We start from the raw sequence: 16460 nt of genomic DNA on the forward strand, positions 1-16460 counted from the left end.
CCGAACGAGGGCCGCTTGCCCCCATCCCAGCCTTCCCCCGGAAGGGGAAGGAGCAATGCGAACACGCCGCTGCTACAGCACCTTCACCGCGCGCCCAATAGCTTGACCCCGAGCGCCGTCTTTCCCCCTCCCCTCCCGGGGGAGGGTTGGGGTGGGGGCACGACGGCGGTGGATGAAGCACTGCGCCGAACGAGCGCTGCTTGCCCCCATCCCAGCCTTCCCCCGGGAGGGGAAGGAGCAATGCGAACACGCCGCTGCTGTGGCTCCTTCACCGTGCGTCCGATGAGCTTGAGCGTGAGCGCTGTCTTTCTCCCTCCCCTCCCGGGGGAGGGTTGGGGTGGGGGCACGACGGCGGTGGATGAAGCAATGGGCCGAACGAGGGCCGCTTGCCCCCATCCCAGCCTTCCCCCGGAAGGGGAAGGAGCAATGCGAACACGCCGCTGCTACATCACCTTCACCGCACGCCCGATGAACTGGATCGGCCCGGTCGGACGGTCGATCGGCGAGCCGTTCTCGGGCTCCAGCGTCAGCTCGAAAAGCTGGTTGGGCTCCAGCGGCGGCAGCTTGTCGATGGGAATGCGCAGCGTCTGGCCCTGCTGCTTGACGAGGCCCAGCGACACCGGCCCGCGCCACTGGTCGGCCTTGGTCCAGAACTGCAGCGTCTTCTGCGGCGGCACCTCGAAGGTGCCCAGCGGCACGAGGTTGAGCTGGCGCGACGAATTGGCCTGGATCACCCAGCCGGGCGCTTTGTTCTCGGGCGCGACCAGCACCACCATGTATTGCGTGGCCGGTGGCGCCCCGACGCGCGTGACCACCACCGCCAGCAGCAGCGCCGCGGTGGCAAAGCCGCCCGCGGCCAGCCCGCGCCAGAGCTTGAGGTTGTTCCACCAGCTGACGACGCCCGCGGCCTGCGCCTTCGAGGCACGGCCCAGCCCGTCGACGCTGCGCTCGATGCGCGTCCACAGCGACGGCGACGGATCGGCCGGCTCTGCCAGCGCGGTGAGCGGCTGCAGCCGCGCCTCCCAGGCGCGCACCGCTTCGCGCAGCGCCGGCTCGCTGCGCATGCGCACTTCGACGGCAGCGCGCGCGGTGGCCGACAGCGTGCCCAACACGTACTGGCCCGCGAGCCCGTCGATGTCGTTGATGTCTTCGTTCGGTGGCAGTTGTTCTTCAGCGGTGCTCATCCCATGCACTCCCGCAGCGCGCGCATGCCGCGCTGGATCCAGGCTTTCACCGTGCCCAGCGGCGTCTGCAGCCGCTCGGCAATTTCGCCATGCGAGCAGCCTTCGACATACGCATAGAGGATGCAATCGCGCCGCGCCGGCTCCAGCCCCGAGAGGCAGCCGTGCAGCTTGCCCAGGTCGGCGCGCAGCTCGAACGGATCGCCGGCGGCCGCATACGCCGCGAGCGAGGCCTGGTCGTCGACCGCAACGGCCGCGTCTTCGTCCAGGCTCACCTGCCGCGCGCCGCTTCGCACCATGTTCAGGGCGGCGTTGCGCACCACGCTGTAGACCCAGCCCCGGCCTTCGCCGAGCGCGGGGTTGAAGCTCTCCGCCCGCTGCCAGATGCTGATGAAGGCATCGTGCAGCACGTCTTCGGCCTGCTGGCGCTGGCGCACGATGCGCAGCGCCACGCCCATCAGGTAGCGGCTCTCGCGCTGGTAGAGCTGCTGCAATGCCTTACGGTCGCCGCGGGCACAGGCCATGAGCGCGGCGTCGTAGTCGAAGGGGGCGGTGGATGTGGGGGGCAAGGTCGGCGGCGGGTGGTGGCGGCCACATCGTAGTGGAGCCGGCACGCCGCGCCGCGAAATTCACCCCCGGATCATCAGGACGCCTTGTAGAAGATGTAGTCGGCCTGGTACTTCACGACCTGCTTCTGGCCCTTGGTGGCGGGCGTGCACGGCACAGCGGCCGGTGCCACGCCGCCTTGCAGCGCGACACGCTGGATGTAGGTCACGCCGGACATCGCGCCCGAGCCCACGGCCGGGTTGGCCTTGACGAGCTGGTACGGAAGGCTGGTCGGGCTCGAGGGTGCGACGGCCAGCTGCGTGGCGGTGAGCTTGGAGCCGTCGTTCGACTCCCAGGTGGCCGGCGGGCCGTAGTACTTGCCGACCTGCTTGCCGCTGCGGTCGTTGAGCTTGGCGTCGGGGCCCACGAACACCCACTCGGTCTGGCCGGGGGCGTTGGCCTTGTCGCGGCATTCGTACGTGATGTCGCCCACGCCGACGGTTTCCATGGCGACCTTGTTGCCGGCGGGCACCTGGATGGTCGGCGGCAGGCTGGACTGGTTGAACGTGGGGGCCATCGACATCGAGCCGCAGGCGGTGAGCACGGCGGCGGCGGAGATGGCGCCGAGAACGGCGATCGAACGGGAGGTGTGCATGGAATTACTCCTGGGTTGTAGAAGGTCAGCAGCTCCTCGCTGCTGAAGGGAACTACACGCCAGGTGGGCGTTTGGATGCAGGGGGTGCGAAATATTTTTTCGCCCCCTGCCCCGGCTCCATCCCCGGCCACCTCAATACAAATAAACCGCCCCCACATTCGACGCCGAGTTATCCGCCTGATTCCCCCCGATACCCGTCGCATTGCTGTCTTCGTTGGTCGCGCCCACCGCGAGCGTCTTGCCATCCCCCGAGAGCGCAAGTCCGTAGCCGAAGGCGTCGTCGTTGTCCGGGTTCGGTGCCTTCACGAAGGTCTTCAGCGTCCAGGTGGCGCCGGGCTTCTCGTACAGCATGACCGCGCCCGTGGTGTTGCCCGCCACGGGCGTCATGTCGCCATTCACCCCGGTCGATGCCGCGCCGTCGCGGAAGCTGGCAATGGCGATCAACGAGCCGTTGGCCGACACCGCCGTGCCGTAGCCGCCGAAGCGGCCCTCCTGCCTTGGAAAGGGCGCGGAGATTCGCTGCTCCAGCTGGTAGCCCGCGCCCACGCGCCGGTACACATACAGCGCGCCCGCCACCGCATAGCCCGCGTCACTATCGCGGCTCGCGCCGACGAGCAACACCTCGCCGTTGCCCGACAGCGCCACCGCCCCGCCGAACCAGGCGTTGAGCAACGGGGCCGTCGATTCGACGCGCGTGTTCAGCGTCCAGGCGGCGGCGCCGGCCGGCTTGGTGTAGACGTACGCCGCACCGGCGTCCGCCACGCCGCCGATGTTTTCGTACTGCGAACCGACCGCGATCGTGGTGCCGTCCTGCGAAATCGTGGCGAAGGCGCCGAAGAGCGAGCCCGACTGGCCGCTGGGCGCGTCCACCCGCTGCTCAATGCTCCATTGACCCGACACCTTGCGGAACACATAAAAGTTGCCTGCACCGCCCGAACCGTATTCGGACACCACCGCCACCGTGCCGTCCAGCGAGATGCCCAGCGAGGCGCCGAAATCGCCTAGCGTTCGGGGCGCCGGTGACGACCACGTCTGCTCGTGCGTCCACCCCTGTGGTCCGCGCACGAACACCTCGACCTGACCGCCCGGAATGGCACCCGCCTGCTGGCTCCCCGCGAGCAACGTGCCCTCGCCCGAGAAACTGGCGCTTCCCGGCCGTAGGCCCGGCACCACCAGCGTCTGTGTCCAGCGCCAGCTGCCCGCATCGTTGGCGTACAGATGAACCGCGTCCGCCCGCCAGTCAAGGATCGCCATCACCAGGCCGTCGGGCGTGAACGCCACGGCGTTTCTGGTCTGGCCCATGCCGGACAGGCCGACAAGGTCCGTCGGCCGCTTGAAGTACCCGATGGCCAGCGTGGCATCGGGCAGCACCGGGGCCGACCAGGCGCTGCAGCCGTTCGCGTTGCAAGCCTGCAGCGCATAGCGGTAGGCCGCGGGCGGCGCGGTCAGCACCAGGTTCTGCAGCGCATAGGTGGTGCCGGCGAGGTTGTCGGCCAGCACGCTGAAGGTACCGCTGTTGGCCGGGTCTTCGCCGAGCCGGTAATACGTGGCGCTGGCCACAGCCGCCCAGCTGAAGAGAAACGCCTTGGGCGCATAGCCCACCGACGGTGTCGCGGGCACGGCGGGCGGAAGGCTCGCTGGGTCGGCCACGCAGGTGGCGGCAATGGCGGTGACCGGCGCGGTGGCGATGCCGCTCGCGTTGGCCAGCGTGCACAGCTGGCCGGCCGGCTGGGTGCGCACCGTCACGTCGAAGGCTGCGCCGTGTGGCAGCGCCTGGGCAAAGCCGAAGCCGCCATTGGCCGTCACGCTCAGTTCGTCGGCGCCGTTGTTGCGCAGCACCAGCGTGCCCGAGGCCGCCAGGCCGCTGACCGTGCCGCCGATGGCGTAGGTCTGCGCGGCGCAGACCACGCGCACGTCGCTCACGTTCGCGCTGGCGACGGTGCCTTGGGCCGCGCTGACGGCGCAGGTCTGGCCCTCGGGTTGCTGCGCCACGGTGACGCTGTAAGGGTTGCCGCCGACCACGCTGGTGGCGAAGACAAAAGCGCCATCTGCCATGAGCTCGAGGTTGTCTTTGTCGTTGTTGCGCAGGACGACGGTGCCTGCAAGGCCGCTGACAGTGCCGCCGATGGTGAAGCTGGTGGCGGCAGGCGCCGGAGGTGGCGGCGATGGCGGCGGTGGGGAGACGATCGGCAGGAAGCCGTTGCTTCCAGCACCGCCGCCTCCTCCGCCGCCGCAGGCCGCGATGAGCAGGGCTGCCAGTGCGGTGCCGATGAGGCGGATGGCCCGCTTTGCCGGGAGGTGGCTTCGCACCGAATGCTGTTGTGCCATCTGAGCAACCCTTTTGTGAACTTTTGTCGCCGGCGATCGTAGGTCTGCGGAGGGGGCAAGGCCATACCCGAGAACAGGTAGACAGCTGGCGTACGCGGGCGCCTGTGGGCGGTGCTTGCTGTTGTTGTTCAGGGCGGCGCCCACGCCGACGGGGTCCTTGCTCCGCGAATGTCCCCCGCCCTTCGGGCTCCTCATGATTTCGCTGCGGGGGACACCCGGTGCTTTCTCTTCGCACGAGGGCACGCTGTGGGGACGTGGGCGATCAGCCCCTGCCCTGGTGATCAGGACGCCGAGGGCAGGCTGCCTTGCATCAGCGCCCGGCGCATGTCGCCAGCGGCTGCGTTGACGGCGTCGATGCGCGCCACGAGCGCTTCGTTGAGCAGGCCGAGCAAGGCGCTCAGTTCGCTGCGGGTGGGGGTGAGCACTTCGCTGTAGTTCGGGACGCCGGGTTCGATGATCTTTTCGAACGCGGTGTATGCGAGCAGGACCGCGTTGAGGGTTTCGGCGTCGTCGCAGGTTTGGATTGCGAGGTCGTCGAGGGTGGGGGATATGAAATGGGCGCTTGATTGCGCGGGGGTGGATGCGGACTCAGCCATGTACGGCCTCCCTGGGATTTTTGATTTGCCACAACCGCCGCACCCGCTTCCAAACGGTGGCGGCGGCTCGAACAGGTTGGAAGACCGGAAAACCCCTGAAGGAAACCGGCAGGGCTCGCGCCCTCCCGTCCGAGCCGCCTAAAAGCAGCGCGAACGAAAAAGCCGCAGTCCATGTGCGGGTCCTGCGGCTTTCGTCGCAGGGGTTTTAGCGGGCTTCCAAACCCGGCCGCGCATTTAGCGCGGCCACGAAGTATATCCAGCGCGCATCAACTTTTCCTAACGTCAGGTGATAATTTTTTCTGCGCCAATATTGCAGTCTCGATAATTTTTTTCAGATCTTCATGCATCTTTATAGTTGGAATAGTTATTTTCTTTAATCCATTAAGTTTGGCAACATCAGTAGTTCCAAGGAATTTGTTGGTTACAGCCTGCCTGATTGCATCCAGCAGTTTTTTTCCTTTTATCGTATTGGAACCAAATTCACCCAAATCCCTCCATCGCTTACTCGGCATGCCGACCGAATCCTTATCTAGGCCACCCAATGTGGACTGATATGCCGTATTGAAATCCTTTTCCGCGGCATTTTGGTCAACCAAAGCCAATGCGTCCAATGCAAGAATTTTGGCTTCAGCATCACCAATCCCGAACACACCTTCCAAATGTTCAGGCGCGCAAAATGAAGCCTCAATGTCGGACCCCGCTGGCATCCAAAAAGGCACCTCATGGGTGTCATATTCCATCTTTTTTTCGAACGCCTTCTTATCTTCATCAGATAAAAAATCTCTATCCCGATGAATTACAACTGCGATACCGAGTTCATTTCTAATTTTCGTTATTGCTCCACCGCGAGGAAGAGAGCCCGCTCCAAAGGTCGGCCAAAGCAAAACCTTGCGGGCAAGCTCAGACCACTGAGATAAGATATTCTTCATGAAAGTTAGATTTCCATCTTCAGTAATTAGCATCAAATCTTTATCGAGAGCCCCCCAGCCCATGCGTTGCCTTACTTGATCTTCCTTTTCGGGTCGAAGCACGCCATCTGCCATCCATCTAACTTGCGACACAGCGCTTGAAGCCCGAACTAGGTTCGACGAATGCGTTGTGAGTAGAAATTGCGTTTCTGGAAATTCTTTTGCCGCGTCTTCAACCGCTCTTATTAGGCGCTCCTGCGTGCCCGGATGAAGATGAGAATCGGGCTCGTCGATTAATAGCAATTTCGGCTTAAAGTGAAGCAAATAGGCGAAAATCTGAACGACCTGAAGAAAGCCTGTTCCTGCCATTTCCAGAGACTTCCACTGTTGCTCTAATTTCTTACCCCCTACTACCATGTCGAGCGTAAGAAATTTAGCATCGATAAAAACGTCTCGTAAGCGATCAAACTTTACCCAAAATCGCACCCCTGGAAATATTTTTCCAACCCAGCGCCCAAGCTCGGTCAGTTCTTCATGCTTATCTATACTGTCTTTCGCGACCGTCGTAATTGCCAAGCCCAATAGGATATGCCTCAATACCGAACCACCCTCGCCTGAAGCCGCGCGCCGATGTAAAACAGGGGTTGCCAACAGAGATTCGGCCTCAGATAACCCTGCCAAGCCAGGTATATAGGCGGTAATCTTGGATGAGGCTGTAAAGGTAGTGGTTAATGCTCCTCTAATTGCGACTTTAATACCTGCGTCATTACGAGTCGAATTCATACTGATTGACACACGATCCGGACCAGATATCAATTCCACAGCAACTCTTGGAGAGGCTCCTTCACTGTTAAGTCGGGCTTTATGTGCGAGATGTAAAAAATCTCTGCTCGGCGCATAGTCCATTCGCTCTAAAGTTACTCTGTCAGAGCTATCGCGAAGAACGGCGCATCGGGCTGCCCAGTGAATGGCCTTAAGAATCGACGATTTACCCGATCCATTCTCGCCAACCAAAATGGTAACTGGGCCCAGTGGAATTGTCACGGCTTCATTAATTCTCATGAAATTAGCAACAGTTACTGCATCAAACATTTGTTTGCCTTTATTGAGCTCGAACGACTAAAAGTTTCATTAATAAAAGCGAGCTTACCAACTATGGAGCAACTGGTATCGAGGGGTAACACTCCCATTTCATCGCATCCTCTCGCGCCATTTGTGAAGTGCATTGCGGTTAGGAGACAAGGCGAATCGAAAACGCAGAGTCAAAGTGTCACTACACGCAAGAGCCCAACCCCGTCAGTCCAATAAGTTTTCGCGCAATTGCAAACAGTCTCACGTCTGAAACGGGGGAATGCTCCCCCTTCTGATACTTGACTTCTACACAACTATCTTCTGCCCACAACCCCATTTATCCGCAAAGGTATCCCCAAGACACTCCTCCTAACCCATCCAGGAGTGCCTCAATGCCCATCGCCCTACTCGCGCTGACCCTCAGCGCCTTCGCCATCGGGACGACCGAGTTCGTCATCGTTGGCCTCATCCCCACGGTCGCCACTGACCTCGCCATCAGCCTGCCCTCGGCGGGCCTGCTGGTCAGCCTCTACGCGTTGGGCGTCGCCATCGGCGCGCCGGTGCTCACCGCACTCACGGGCAAGCTGCCGCGCAAGGCACTGCTGCTCGGGCTCATGGCGCTCTTCACGCTCGGCAATCTGCTGGCGTGGAAGGCACCGAGCTATGAATCGCTGGTGGCCGCGCGCATCCTCACGGGTCTTGCGCACGGGGTGTTCTTCTCGATCGGCTCGACCATCGCCACGGGCCTCGTGCCCAAGGAAAAGGCGGCCAGCGCCATCGCGATCATGTTCACCGGGCTCACGGTGGCGCTGGTCACGGGCGTGCCGCTGGGCACGTTCATCGGGCAGCACTTCGGCTGGCGCGAGACTTTTCTGGCCGTGTCCGCGCTGGGCGTGATCGCCTTCGTCGGCAGCTGGATCTTCATTCCCAACAACATCCGCCACACGGCGCCGGCGTCGCTCGCGCAGCAGGCCAAGGTGCTGGCCGAGCCGCGCCTCTTGCTCGTGTATGCCAAGACGGCGATCGGCTACGGCGGCTCGTTCATTCCGTTCACGTTTCTGGCGCCGATCCTTACCGACGTGTCGGGCTTCAGCGCCGGCGCGGTGGGCTGGGTGATGCTGGTGTACGGTGTGTCGGTGGCGGTGGGCAACATCTGGGGCGGCAAGCTGGCCGACCGGCTGGGGCCGATTCCGGCGCTCAAGATCATCTTCGCGCTGTTGGCCGCCGTGCTGCTGGTCTTCAACTTCGCGGCGCCGCACAAGTGGCTGGCGCTGGTGGCGGTGCTGATGTGGGGCGCGGTCGCGTTCGGCAACGTGCCGGGGCTGCAGGTGTATGTGGTCAAGCAAGCCGAGCGCTTCACGCCGCAGGCGGTCGATGTGGCCTCGGGCCTGAACATCGCGGCCTTCAACCTGGGCATTGCGCTGGCAGCCTGGGCCGGCGGCCTGATCGTGACGCACCTGGGCCTGATGCACACGCCATGGATCGGCGCGCTGGTGGTGCTGGTGTCGCTTGCTCTCACGCAGTGGAGCGGAACGCTGGACCGCCGCGCCGGGATTCCGGTTCGCGCCTCGGGGCCGGTGCCGGTCGGTCACTGATCGCTGGTTTCTCGCTTCTTCTTTTTCTTTTTCAACGCACAAGGACAACACGACCATGACAACGACGAACAGCAACGCAAACGCCATTCCCGCCTTCGGCCTCGGCACCTTCCGCCTGAAGGGCCAGGTGGTGATCGACTCGGTGAAGAACGGCCTGGACGTGGGCTACCGCGTCATCGACACCGCGCAGATCTACGGCAACGAAGCCGAGGTGGGCCAGGCGATTGCCGAAAGCGGCGTGGCGCGCGACAGCCTCTTCATCACCACCAAGATCTGGACCGACAACTACGCACGTGCCAAGCTGGTGCCGAGCCTGAAAGAGAGCCTGGTCAAGCTGCGCACCGATCATGTGGACCTCACACTGATCCACTGGCCCTCGCCCGGCAACGCGGTGCCCGTGGCCGAGTTCATGGGCGCGCTGGCCGAGGCCAAGGCAGAGGGGCTCACCCGGCGCATCGGCGTGTCGAACTTCAACATCGCGCTCATGAAGGAAGCGATTGCGGCCGTGGGCGCCGAGAACATCGCCACCAACCAGATCGAGCTGCACCCGTACCTGCAGAACCGCAAGGTGGCGGAGTTCGCAAAGAGCCAGGGCATCCACATCACCTCGTACATGACGCTCGCGTACGGCAAGGTCATCGCCGACCCCGTGATCGAGGCGATTGCCAAGGCGCACAACGCGACGACGGCGCAGGTCACGCTGGCGTGGGCGATGCAGCTGGGCTACGCGGTGATTCCGTCGTCCACCAAGCGCGCGAACCTCGAAGGCAACCTGAAGGCGCAGCAGTTGAAGCTGAGCGATGCAGAGATGGCGCAGATCGCGGCGCTCGACCGCAACGAGCGGCTCACCGATCCGGCGGGGCTGTCGCCGGCTTGGGATTGATTGAGAGGTCGGGCGATCGATCGATCGCCCGAGTGGCGGGCCGCCGCGCACAAATGCAGCATTTGGTTTACAAATTGAACGCCTAGATTCAAACTCCGGCCAAAACCACCGGAGGCCCCGCATGTCGATCACACGCATCTTGATTGCGGGGCTTCTGCTCTTGGGTGCCATGCAGGCACATGCGGCGGGCGACGGCACCGACAGCCATTGCGTGATTGGCAAGAACCGCACGCTGTTCAACCAGTGCGACTACCCGGTCGACGTCGGCTTCTGCGTCGAGAACCCGCAGCAGACCAAGAATTTCTTCGACAGTTCCGACGCCTTCAAATGCCCCGGCGGGGGGCTCAGCACGCTGGGCCCCGGCAAGGAGGAAGGCAACATCCTCAATGGCACGGTGCACTGGTTTGCCTGCTCCACGGCGCACAGAGGCTCGGCGGGGTGGAGGTACGTTGCCGGCTCTGGCTACAAGGGCCATTGCGCCAGGGACGAGGCCACTGCCGACAGCGGATCACCGGCGGCGCAGCGCGGCCTCGAGCGACCCGGGGAGCCCGCCCTCTGGAGCGACGCGGTCGAATGCATCGACTGGTATCCCGATGGCACGTACTGGTGGAAAGAGCTGGACCCGGCCACCAACAAACTCATGTGCAAGAGCCCGCGCTCGTCGAGTGCCCGTTCAGCCGCGGCGCACAGGTACATCGACTCGCGGCGGGCGGAAGCAGACGCAGCCCAGCGCAAGCGCGATGAAGCCGCACGCGCCGAGCAGCTGCAGCGCGACGAGGTCGCGCGCGCCGAGCAGCAGTTCCGCACCAGCCTGCAGACGATGAACCCGGGCCAGCTCTTTGCGCGCGCCGACGAGTTGAGCACGCGCGGCGAGAACGCCCGCGCCCGCGAGGTGCTGCGCGCCTTGATGAGCCGCTTTCCCAATCACCCACTGGCGACCGAGGCGGCCCGACAGTTGACAGAGCAAACGGGCGTCGCCGCAGGCCCGGGCAGCGCGCCTGCAAAGCCCTCTGGCCCTTCATCCAATGCGCCTGCAAGCGGCAGCAGGCAGGTTGTCGACGAATCGAGCGTCGCGGTCCGGGCGTCGACAGGCCCGCTCACGATCTCGCGTTCGGCGGGGCCGGCCGTCGAGCCGGCGATCCTGTACGCCCACAAGTGGATGAGCCTCGCGCCCGGCGAAGTCGGATGGGTGATCGGCACCAGCCCCGAGGAGGCCGCCAAGGTCGCCGAATCGCAGTACGGCTACTCGCATCTCGGGGGCACCCTCCGCCACGGCAAGCCGGGGAAGGACTATCTGGCGCTGGATTTCGGATGGTTCGCGTTCGTCGATTCGTACGTCGAATCCACCGAATACCCGGGCAACGTCGCGCGGGCCGGCGGCCGGAGGGTGTGGGTCTATGCGGCGCGATCCCGCGAGGAAGCCATCGACATCGCGATCCGCGAGTACGACAGCACGCGCGGAAAAACCATGGTCCAGTTTGTCTATTCCGGATTGGTGGCGAAGTTCGATCGAAGCGGCCGGAACGAGTCCTGCTCGGTATGCAACGCGGACATGCTCTACCGCAGCAGCTGCGCCATCGGCGTGAAGCTGGATCGCTGGCAAGCGAGTAACGTCAACCGCAACCCGCGCCTCGTACCCGCTCAGTTCTCGGGCGCGTACTGCGAAACGAACGACACCAGACCGTTCATGCGCGCGCAAGAGCGCCAGCCGCCGCCTGTCTTCAAGTAGCGCGGGCCGCAGCGGCTATACGCTGCCAGCAGCCGACGCGCATCAGCACGCCGCGTCGGACTTCTCCACCGCCTCGACCGTGAAGAGCCGGCACACGCCATCCAGCGTGTCGAAGTAGCCCTTGCTGGAGCGGCGCAGCGGGGTGCCGTCTCGCAGGCGATAGGTCACCTCGCCCCTGAGCACCGGGTAGCGCTTGGAGACGCTCACGCGGTAGAGGCACTCGGTGTACTCAAGCACCGTATCCGGCCGCTCGTGCGCATCGACAACTTCGAAGCGGGCGGTGACGTGGAGAACGGACTCGTAGGTAGCCATGGCGCGTTGTTGTGCTGCGTGTGGCGCGGCGCTGCCATTGAAGTTCCGCTCCGCGAGTAGGACAACGGCGGCTCGGTGCGGTGCAACCGGCGTCGCTTTCCTCATCATGCGAAACACGTCTGCCGGACATGAAATTCAGCGGGCAGGCGCTGGCGGCGGAGGCGTTCGCCGAAGGCATCGCGGGGCGCACGCACCTCTGGGTGCGGTACGTGGAGTAACGGGAATAAGGGAGCGCCGCCTACTCGGCGACCACCGGCCCGCTCTTCTTCTGCGCGGAGATGGCAGCGGGCTTGATGTGCAGCGCGTTCAGCGCATCGCATTCGGACTTCAACTCGGCCGCGACCTTGTCGGGCGACAGGCGCAGCTCGGCGATGTCGCGCTCGCCGACGCAATGGCCGTCGAGCCGCACGTAGATGCGCTTGAAGTTGCCGCCCAGCGCCTTGGCCACATCGCGCAGGCACTCGGGCAGGGTGTCGAAGCCGCCGTTCTTGTAGGAGCTAGGGGGTATCACGCCCTTGGAGCGCGGTGCCCGCACGGCGTAGGCGAACGTCGCGCCCTCGCCCCGCAGTTCCACGACGGGCTGCAGGTTGGGCTGGACTTCGCTGGGGCGTTGCATGGGCGGAGTTTAAGTGCGGGGCCTGCGGGGACTTTGTTGTTCCCGGTAAAGCGGCCGGCCCTTCGCCTTGCCGTCTCGCATCACTCGGCCTTGATCGCCTCGACCTGGATGCGCAGCGTGACGTCGGGCTTGAAGCCCCACTGCGGCTGGTAGTCGAGCCCGAAGGCATCGCGCTTGAAGCTGCCCGATGCATCGGCGCCGCAGTAGTCGCGCTTGAGCATCGGGTGCGCAACGCACTTGAACGAATTGACCTTGAGCGCGACGGGCTTGGTCACGCCATGCATGGTGAGCTCGCCGGTCAGCGTGGTGGGCGCGCCATTCCTGAAGCCGCCGAGCTTGCCCTTGTAGGTGATGGTGGGGTATTTGGCCGCATCGAGCTGCTCGGGCCCGGCCACGTATTCGGCGACTTTGGGGTGGCCGAAGTCGATGCTCGCGGTGTCGATGGCGATGTCTACCGTGCCGGTGCCGCCGGCCTTGTCGAGCAGCACCTTGCCGGTGGTCTTGTTGAAGCGGCCGCGCCACACCGAGATGCCCATGTGGTCGGCCTCGAAGCTGGGGTAGGTGTGCTCGGGGTCGATGTCATAGGTGGCCGGTGCTGCGGTGGCACTCGCGAAGGCACCGAGGACGCAAAGGGAAAACAGAAGCTTGCTTGTCGCCATGTCGGGTCGTCTCCGTCGTTGAAGCTGAGCGCGCAAGGGTAGCGGACAAGCGGGCACGGTGTGCGATGCCGATGGGCATCGAGGTGTCGCGTTCCTTGACATCAAAGTCCGAGGCAGGCGCGCACTCGTGCGTGCGTGCATCGGATTGAAGCGGCGCCGTGAAGTCTGGGACTCGAGGCAGAAAGCAGTTTGTGTGCGCGATGCATCATGATTGAATCTGGCGCTGGCAAATTTTCTCCGGAGAGCAATACGGCATGGCGGCGGACTGCTCACGGCCAACAGCGGAAGTTCGACGAGCCAACAGAATTCGTGTCAAAGCAGTCGTTCGATGAGGTCAGCGAAGGTGCGTCAAACCCTTGAGTCGAAGCGGGGATCTGCTTCGAGCTTTGCGATGATCTCTGAGTCCGTATATGTCCCGAAGGGCGTCGGTCGCGACCTGCCGTCGGAGTCGAAAAGGCATCTTGCTTGCGCTTCGATAGATCGTCTGATCGCACGGTAGAAGATGTTGAAACCCTCTGCCGAAACTTCCCGAAGATCCGCCCAATCGCCAAAGCCTTCATCACCCTCGCCGTAGATCTGCTCAACATAGTGAGTGGCGCTGGCGGGGAAGTACTGACGGGCCGCATCCACGACCAGCGTGTACCACTCACTACCCACCGAGATCGTGACGCCTTTAGCACCGTGCTTCCCTTTTGATACTGTGATGCTTCCCGCCATCGTTACTGCCTCTGAAATATTGCAATGAGCCCATCTCACCTGAGATGATCGTAGCGAGAACTCTGACTGCCAACAATGCTTGAAAGCTACAGCGTCCGGATGACACGAAGGTCCGCAAAGTGCCCCTTTGCGCCGGCAACCTGTCCACCTGCAGTCGGCCAAAACCGGACACCTAATGAACCTTGAAGAATACTTTGCGGAATTCAAAGCGGCGGTTAATGTGGACGCAGGTTCTCGCATCACAGTGCATGTTGCAGCTGAAGTCGCCGCAGGTCATGCGATTGGACTTACCGTCGCGCAGATGCATTCTTTCCTAGCTCGACGTACTCAGATAACGAGCGTTGCCGTCGCCCTGAAGGACCACTTTCTATCTCCAGAGCAGATTGCCAGGATAGATTTGGCACGGGCCGAAGGTGCGGTCGAGCCCAAAGAAGTAATTCTGAGAGCCTTCACGCCGGAGGAAGTGCGCTCGGACCTCTTGGCCAAAATCTCTGCATAGGAAACAAGGTCCACTTTGGAGAAGAGTGGACTTCGGCTTTGGGCCCGTTGCAGTCCTTCAGCCGCTCGACCTCAGCGGCACAAAGCTGTCTTTCACCCGTCGCCCCAGCTAATCATGCGTACTTGCGCAGCACTCGGATCAGCCGTCGTGCGTGCTTCTCAATCGCCGGCCAATCCCACAGGTCGGGTTCGCCCAAGCGGGGGTAGGTTTTGGCCCAGGCACGCGCGCGTTCAGCGCTGTTAACCGCGATGCGGCAGCCGACCAAGCCGGGCTGGCGGAATTCGAGTTGCAGTTGTATGAGGCCCCATCCGCTGAGGGTGTAGCGCCAGGTAGCGCCATTGGCGGCGGGATTGTTCACATCGATGCGTTCCTGCACTGCAAGGCCGCCCGTCTCGGGATAGTGCAGCGCCAGATTGGCTGTGGGGCGGCCGGCTGCCAGTTCGGCGGCTATGAACTGCTCGAGCGCCGGCTGGTCGTCGAATTGCATCAGTTCGCAGCCGGGCACGGCATAGGCCTCCATCACCACGGGTGAGCCTTGGTAAACCGCGCCCAATACTTGGGTCAATGCCTCTCGTGGAATGCTGTCTTTGCGTTGCATGGGTTTGAGTGGTGGCCGAGCAGTCGCTGGCCTGCGCGCAAGCCGAAGTTGGTGACTGGCTGGTAGTGGCCGGATTCTGCCTCACGCTGGCGGCCTTCAGCGGAGCCTAGCAGGGCGTGCGCGCGGTAGCGGAGCGGCACCTTGAGCGACGTCTCAGCCATTACTGCGAAGGTGCTTATTCAAAAACGTAAGCACCTTGCGCTCGTAGTCCGATGGGTTGTAGGCATAGAGGTCCACGTGTGCTGCGCCCTCCACGCGCCATAGCTCTTTGGGAGCAAGCGCCGAGTGAAACAAGCGCTCGGTCTCAGCCCAGGTTGTATGCTGGTCCTCGGACCCGGAGGCTACAAGAACAGGGGCTCCAAGGCTGGCAATGCGTTCGATTGGCCGAAGCTGTTCGGGCTTTGCGCCCGTCCTTGCCGGCAGTTGCCACAGTAAGAGCGGCGCGAGGGTGGCGCCAAATGGGCCAAGCCTCATTGCCAGCCGGTCTGCTACAGCTTCTTCGATAGTTGGATACATTGACTCCACGACGACGGCTTGGGGCGGCGATTCGATCTTCGCTAATACTGTTGATGCCGCGCCGAGTGAGACCCCAATGACACCAATCCGCTCGCCCGGAGCCTTCTCGCGCAAGAAGGTCAGAGCAGCAATGACTCCTGCCGACTCCTTGGCGCCAAATGTGATTCTGTCCCCCGTACTCTCCCCATGCGCTGGCAGATCAATCATCAGGACGGTGTACCCCTGCCGATGCAGCGCGCGGGCGCGGCCAAGCATCTGCGTTCGATCTGATCGAACCCCGTGCAGCAGAAGAACTGCACCAGTTTTGGCTGTGGTTGCGGCGAACCAGCCCGCCACAAACTCTTCTGATCCTGAAGGTATCCGAACTGATCTTGCGTGAAGGTCGGCTGGTGGAGGGCCGATGGCTCTAGTTGCCGGACGGCTCAGCACCTCGCCGGCGCCATAGAGTAGAGCCACAGAAACACCCGCGGAAAGCAGCACGGCAAGTACCAACCAGCGTATGTTCATGAACCCTTAGATGTCCGCTCCTGGCCGAAGTCGGCCGGCGAGTATCGGGGCACTCTACCCGTGTTCGCCTTCGACATTGGGGCTGTAGATGTCGACAGACAGAACGATCCCTCGCGTGCCAAGGGCGACCATCGTTGCAAGGGAAATCTCGATGCCCTCATTGCTACCGCTCATGAACCAGCCGCAGAACAGATCGACTCGGAAGCGGCCGAGAGGGCCTGCCAGACGCCAAGATCCGCGGTTGTGCGACGAAGTAGTTCAGAAACCTGCTGACCTAAGTTCTCAGGCTCGACGACCTCTGCGTCCAATCGCCACATCCCAGATGTGCGCACGCCAACGCTACTTGGCAAATGCCACTCGTCTCCCTTAGCGTATGCCGCGGTCGGAAATGTTCTGAGGAGCCTGGTGATTTCGGCCGGTACGACATCGTCTCCGATGACTCGAAGCGAGGCCACGGCGCGTTGAAGATGAGCCATTTGCGAAAGGTTTCAGCGGGTCGAAAAGCGCTTGCTGCCGAATCTTGCCGGTCAATCGTCGTGTGCGT

The 16460-nt window shown here is 63.0% G+C and carries 17 protein-coding genes; 4 read left to right on the top strand and 13 right to left on the bottom strand.

Features of this window, described 5'->3' with window-relative positions; genetic code table 11:
- Positions 1-443: 443 nt before the first annotated feature.
- The 6 genes from RT97_RS11570 to RT97_RS32480 all read right to left on the bottom strand — a co-directional run bounded on the left by RT97_RS11570 (position 444) and on the right by RT97_RS32480 (position 7306).
- Positions 444-1184 (bottom strand): anti-sigma factor, encoded by a 741-nt coding sequence (locus RT97_RS11570; protein WP_042578931.1) that lies wholly within the window; start codon positions 1182-1184, stop codon positions 444-446.
- A complete protein-coding gene (locus RT97_RS11575) occupies positions 1181-1750 on the bottom strand; it encodes a sigma-70 family RNA polymerase sigma factor (RefSeq protein WP_042578932.1) in 570 nt (189 codons plus the stop codon). Before RT97_RS11575 ends, RT97_RS11570 begins: the two co-directional genes overlap by 4 nt.
- Positions 1751-1824: 74 nt before the next feature.
- Positions 1825-2382 carry a DUF3455 domain-containing protein gene (locus RT97_RS11580; RefSeq protein WP_042578933.1) on the bottom strand — a complete coding sequence of 186 codons (558 nt, stop codon included), beginning with the start codon at positions 2380-2382 and terminating at the stop codon, positions 1825-1827.
- A 132-nt stretch (positions 2383-2514) separates the two neighbouring features.
- Complete coding sequence (locus RT97_RS32085) at positions 2515-4710, bottom strand: hypothetical protein (RefSeq protein WP_052810624.1); 2196 nt, start codon at positions 4708-4710, stop codon at positions 2515-2517.
- 281 nt (positions 4711-4991) lie between these two features.
- Positions 4992-5306: a hypothetical protein gene (locus tag RT97_RS11590; protein WP_042578934.1), complete on the bottom strand. Its 315-nt coding sequence runs from the start codon at positions 5304-5306 to the stop codon at positions 4992-4994.
- A 266-nt stretch (positions 5307-5572) separates the two neighbouring features.
- The gene (locus tag RT97_RS32480) at positions 5573-7306 is read right to left on the bottom strand and encodes an AAA family ATPase (protein ID WP_080898263.1); all 1734 of its coding nucleotides are present in this window, start codon (positions 7304-7306) and stop codon (positions 5573-5575) included.
- 371 nt (positions 7307-7677) lie between these two features.
- On the opposite strand from RT97_RS32480, the gene RT97_RS11595 reads away from it, so the two are divergent.
- The 3 genes from RT97_RS11595 (at position 7678) to RT97_RS11605 (ending at position 11492) form a co-directional block, all read left to right on the top strand.
- Positions 7678-8880 carry an MFS transporter gene (locus RT97_RS11595; protein WP_042578935.1) on the top strand — a complete coding sequence of 401 codons (1203 nt, stop codon included), beginning with the start codon at positions 7678-7680 and terminating at the stop codon, positions 8878-8880.
- Positions 8881-8935: 55 nt separating this feature from the next.
- Positions 8936-9763, top strand: a complete 828-nt coding sequence (gene dkgB, locus RT97_RS11600; RefSeq protein WP_042578936.1) for a 2,5-didehydrogluconate reductase DkgB — start codon at positions 8936-8938, stop codon at positions 9761-9763.
- A gap of 121 nt (positions 9764-9884) precedes the next feature.
- Positions 9885-11492, top strand: a complete 1608-nt coding sequence (locus tag RT97_RS11605; protein WP_042578937.1) for a hypothetical protein — start codon at positions 9885-9887, stop codon at positions 11490-11492.
- Between the two features lie 42 nt (positions 11493-11534).
- Here RT97_RS11605 and RT97_RS11610 read toward each other — a convergent pair whose 3' ends face one another.
- The 4 genes from RT97_RS11610 to RT97_RS11625 form a co-directional block, all read right to left on the bottom strand.
- Positions 11535-11804: a hypothetical protein gene (locus RT97_RS11610; protein WP_042578938.1), complete on the bottom strand. Its 270-nt coding sequence runs from the start codon at positions 11802-11804 to the stop codon at positions 11535-11537.
- A gap of 238 nt (positions 11805-12042) precedes the next feature.
- Positions 12043-12420 carry a hypothetical protein gene (locus RT97_RS11615; protein ID WP_042578939.1) on the bottom strand — a complete coding sequence of 126 codons (378 nt, stop codon included), beginning with the start codon at positions 12418-12420 and terminating at the stop codon, positions 12043-12045.
- An 80-nt stretch (positions 12421-12500) separates the two neighbouring features.
- Entirely contained in the window at positions 12501-13079 is a 579-nt protein-coding gene (locus tag RT97_RS11620) for a YceI family protein (protein WP_042578940.1), read from the bottom strand.
- 348 nt (positions 13080-13427) lie between these two features.
- Positions 13428-13796, bottom strand: a complete 369-nt coding sequence (locus RT97_RS11625) for a hypothetical protein (RefSeq protein ID WP_042578941.1) — start codon at positions 13794-13796, stop codon at positions 13428-13430.
- 175 nt (positions 13797-13971) lie between these two features.
- On the opposite strand from RT97_RS11625, the gene RT97_RS33105 reads away from it, so the two are divergent.
- Positions 13972-14295 (top strand): hypothetical protein, encoded by a 324-nt coding sequence (locus RT97_RS33105; RefSeq protein WP_155403787.1) that lies wholly within the window; start codon positions 13972-13974, stop codon positions 14293-14295.
- Between the two features lie 112 nt (positions 14296-14407).
- Here RT97_RS33105 and RT97_RS32090 read toward each other — a convergent pair whose 3' ends face one another.
- The 3 genes from RT97_RS32090 to RT97_RS34120 all read right to left on the bottom strand — a co-directional run bounded on the left by RT97_RS32090 (position 14408) and on the right by RT97_RS34120 (position 16392).
- Entirely contained in the window at positions 14408-14893 is a 486-nt protein-coding gene (locus RT97_RS32090) for a hypothetical protein (protein WP_155403788.1), read from the bottom strand.
- 153 nt (positions 14894-15046) lie between these two features.
- Positions 15047-15916 carry an alpha/beta hydrolase gene (locus RT97_RS11635; RefSeq protein ID WP_042578942.1) on the bottom strand — a complete coding sequence of 290 codons (870 nt, stop codon included), beginning with the start codon at positions 15914-15916 and terminating at the stop codon, positions 15047-15049.
- Between the two features lie 170 nt (positions 15917-16086).
- A complete protein-coding gene (locus RT97_RS34120) occupies positions 16087-16392 on the bottom strand; it encodes a DUF4279 domain-containing protein (protein WP_155403789.1) in 306 nt (101 codons plus the stop codon).
- Positions 16393-16460 lie beyond the last annotated feature (68 nt).

Source organism: Variovorax paradoxus (genome assembly GCF_000834655.1).
Taxonomy (GTDB): Bacteria; Pseudomonadota; Gammaproteobacteria; order Burkholderiales; family Burkholderiaceae_C; genus Variovorax; species Variovorax paradoxus_F.

Coding starts and splice junctions, on each gene's coding strand:
- RT97_RS11570 (WP_042578931.1), bottom strand. CDS start 1,184: ATGAGCACCGCTGAAGAACAACTGCCACCGAACGAAGACATCAACGAC.
- RT97_RS11580 (WP_042578933.1), bottom strand. CDS start 2,382: ATGCACACCTCCCGTTCGATCGCCGTTCTCGGCGCCATCTCCGCCGCC.
- RT97_RS32085 (WP_052810624.1), bottom strand. CDS start 4,710: ATGGCACAACAGCATTCGGTGCGAAGCCACCTCCCGGCAAAGCGGGCC.
- RT97_RS11590 (WP_042578934.1), bottom strand. CDS start 5,306: ATGGCTGAGTCCGCATCCACCCCCGCGCAATCAAGCGCCCATTTCATA.
- RT97_RS32480 (WP_080898263.1), bottom strand. CDS start 7,306: ATGTTTGATGCAGTAACTGTTGCTAATTTCATGAGAATTAATGAAGCC.
- RT97_RS11595 (WP_042578935.1), top strand. CDS start 7,678: ATGCCCATCGCCCTACTCGCGCTGACCCTCAGCGCCTTCGCCATCGGG.
- dkgB (WP_042578936.1), top strand. CDS start 8,936: ATGACAACGACGAACAGCAACGCAAACGCCATTCCCGCCTTCGGCCTC.
- RT97_RS11605 (WP_042578937.1), top strand. CDS start 9,885: ATGTCGATCACACGCATCTTGATTGCGGGGCTTCTGCTCTTGGGTGCC.
- RT97_RS11610 (WP_042578938.1), bottom strand. CDS start 11,804: ATGGCTACCTACGAGTCCGTTCTCCACGTCACCGCCCGCTTCGAAGTT.
- RT97_RS11615 (WP_042578939.1), bottom strand. CDS start 12,420: ATGCAACGCCCCAGCGAAGTCCAGCCCAACCTGCAGCCCGTCGTGGAA.
- RT97_RS11620 (WP_042578940.1), bottom strand. CDS start 13,079: ATGGCGACAAGCAAGCTTCTGTTTTCCCTTTGCGTCCTCGGTGCCTTC.
- RT97_RS11625 (WP_042578941.1), bottom strand. CDS start 13,796: ATGGCGGGAAGCATCACAGTATCAAAAGGGAAGCACGGTGCTAAAGGC.
- RT97_RS33105 (WP_155403787.1), top strand. CDS start 13,972: ATGAACCTTGAAGAATACTTTGCGGAATTCAAAGCGGCGGTTAATGTG.
- RT97_RS32090 (WP_155403788.1), bottom strand. CDS start 14,893: ATGCAACGCAAAGACAGCATTCCACGAGAGGCATTGACCCAAGTATTG.
- RT97_RS11635 (WP_042578942.1), bottom strand. CDS start 15,916: ATGAACATACGCTGGTTGGTACTTGCCGTGCTGCTTTCCGCGGGTGTT.
- RT97_RS34120 (WP_155403789.1), bottom strand. CDS start 16,392: ATGGCTCATCTTCAACGCGCCGTGGCCTCGCTTCGAGTCATCGGAGAC.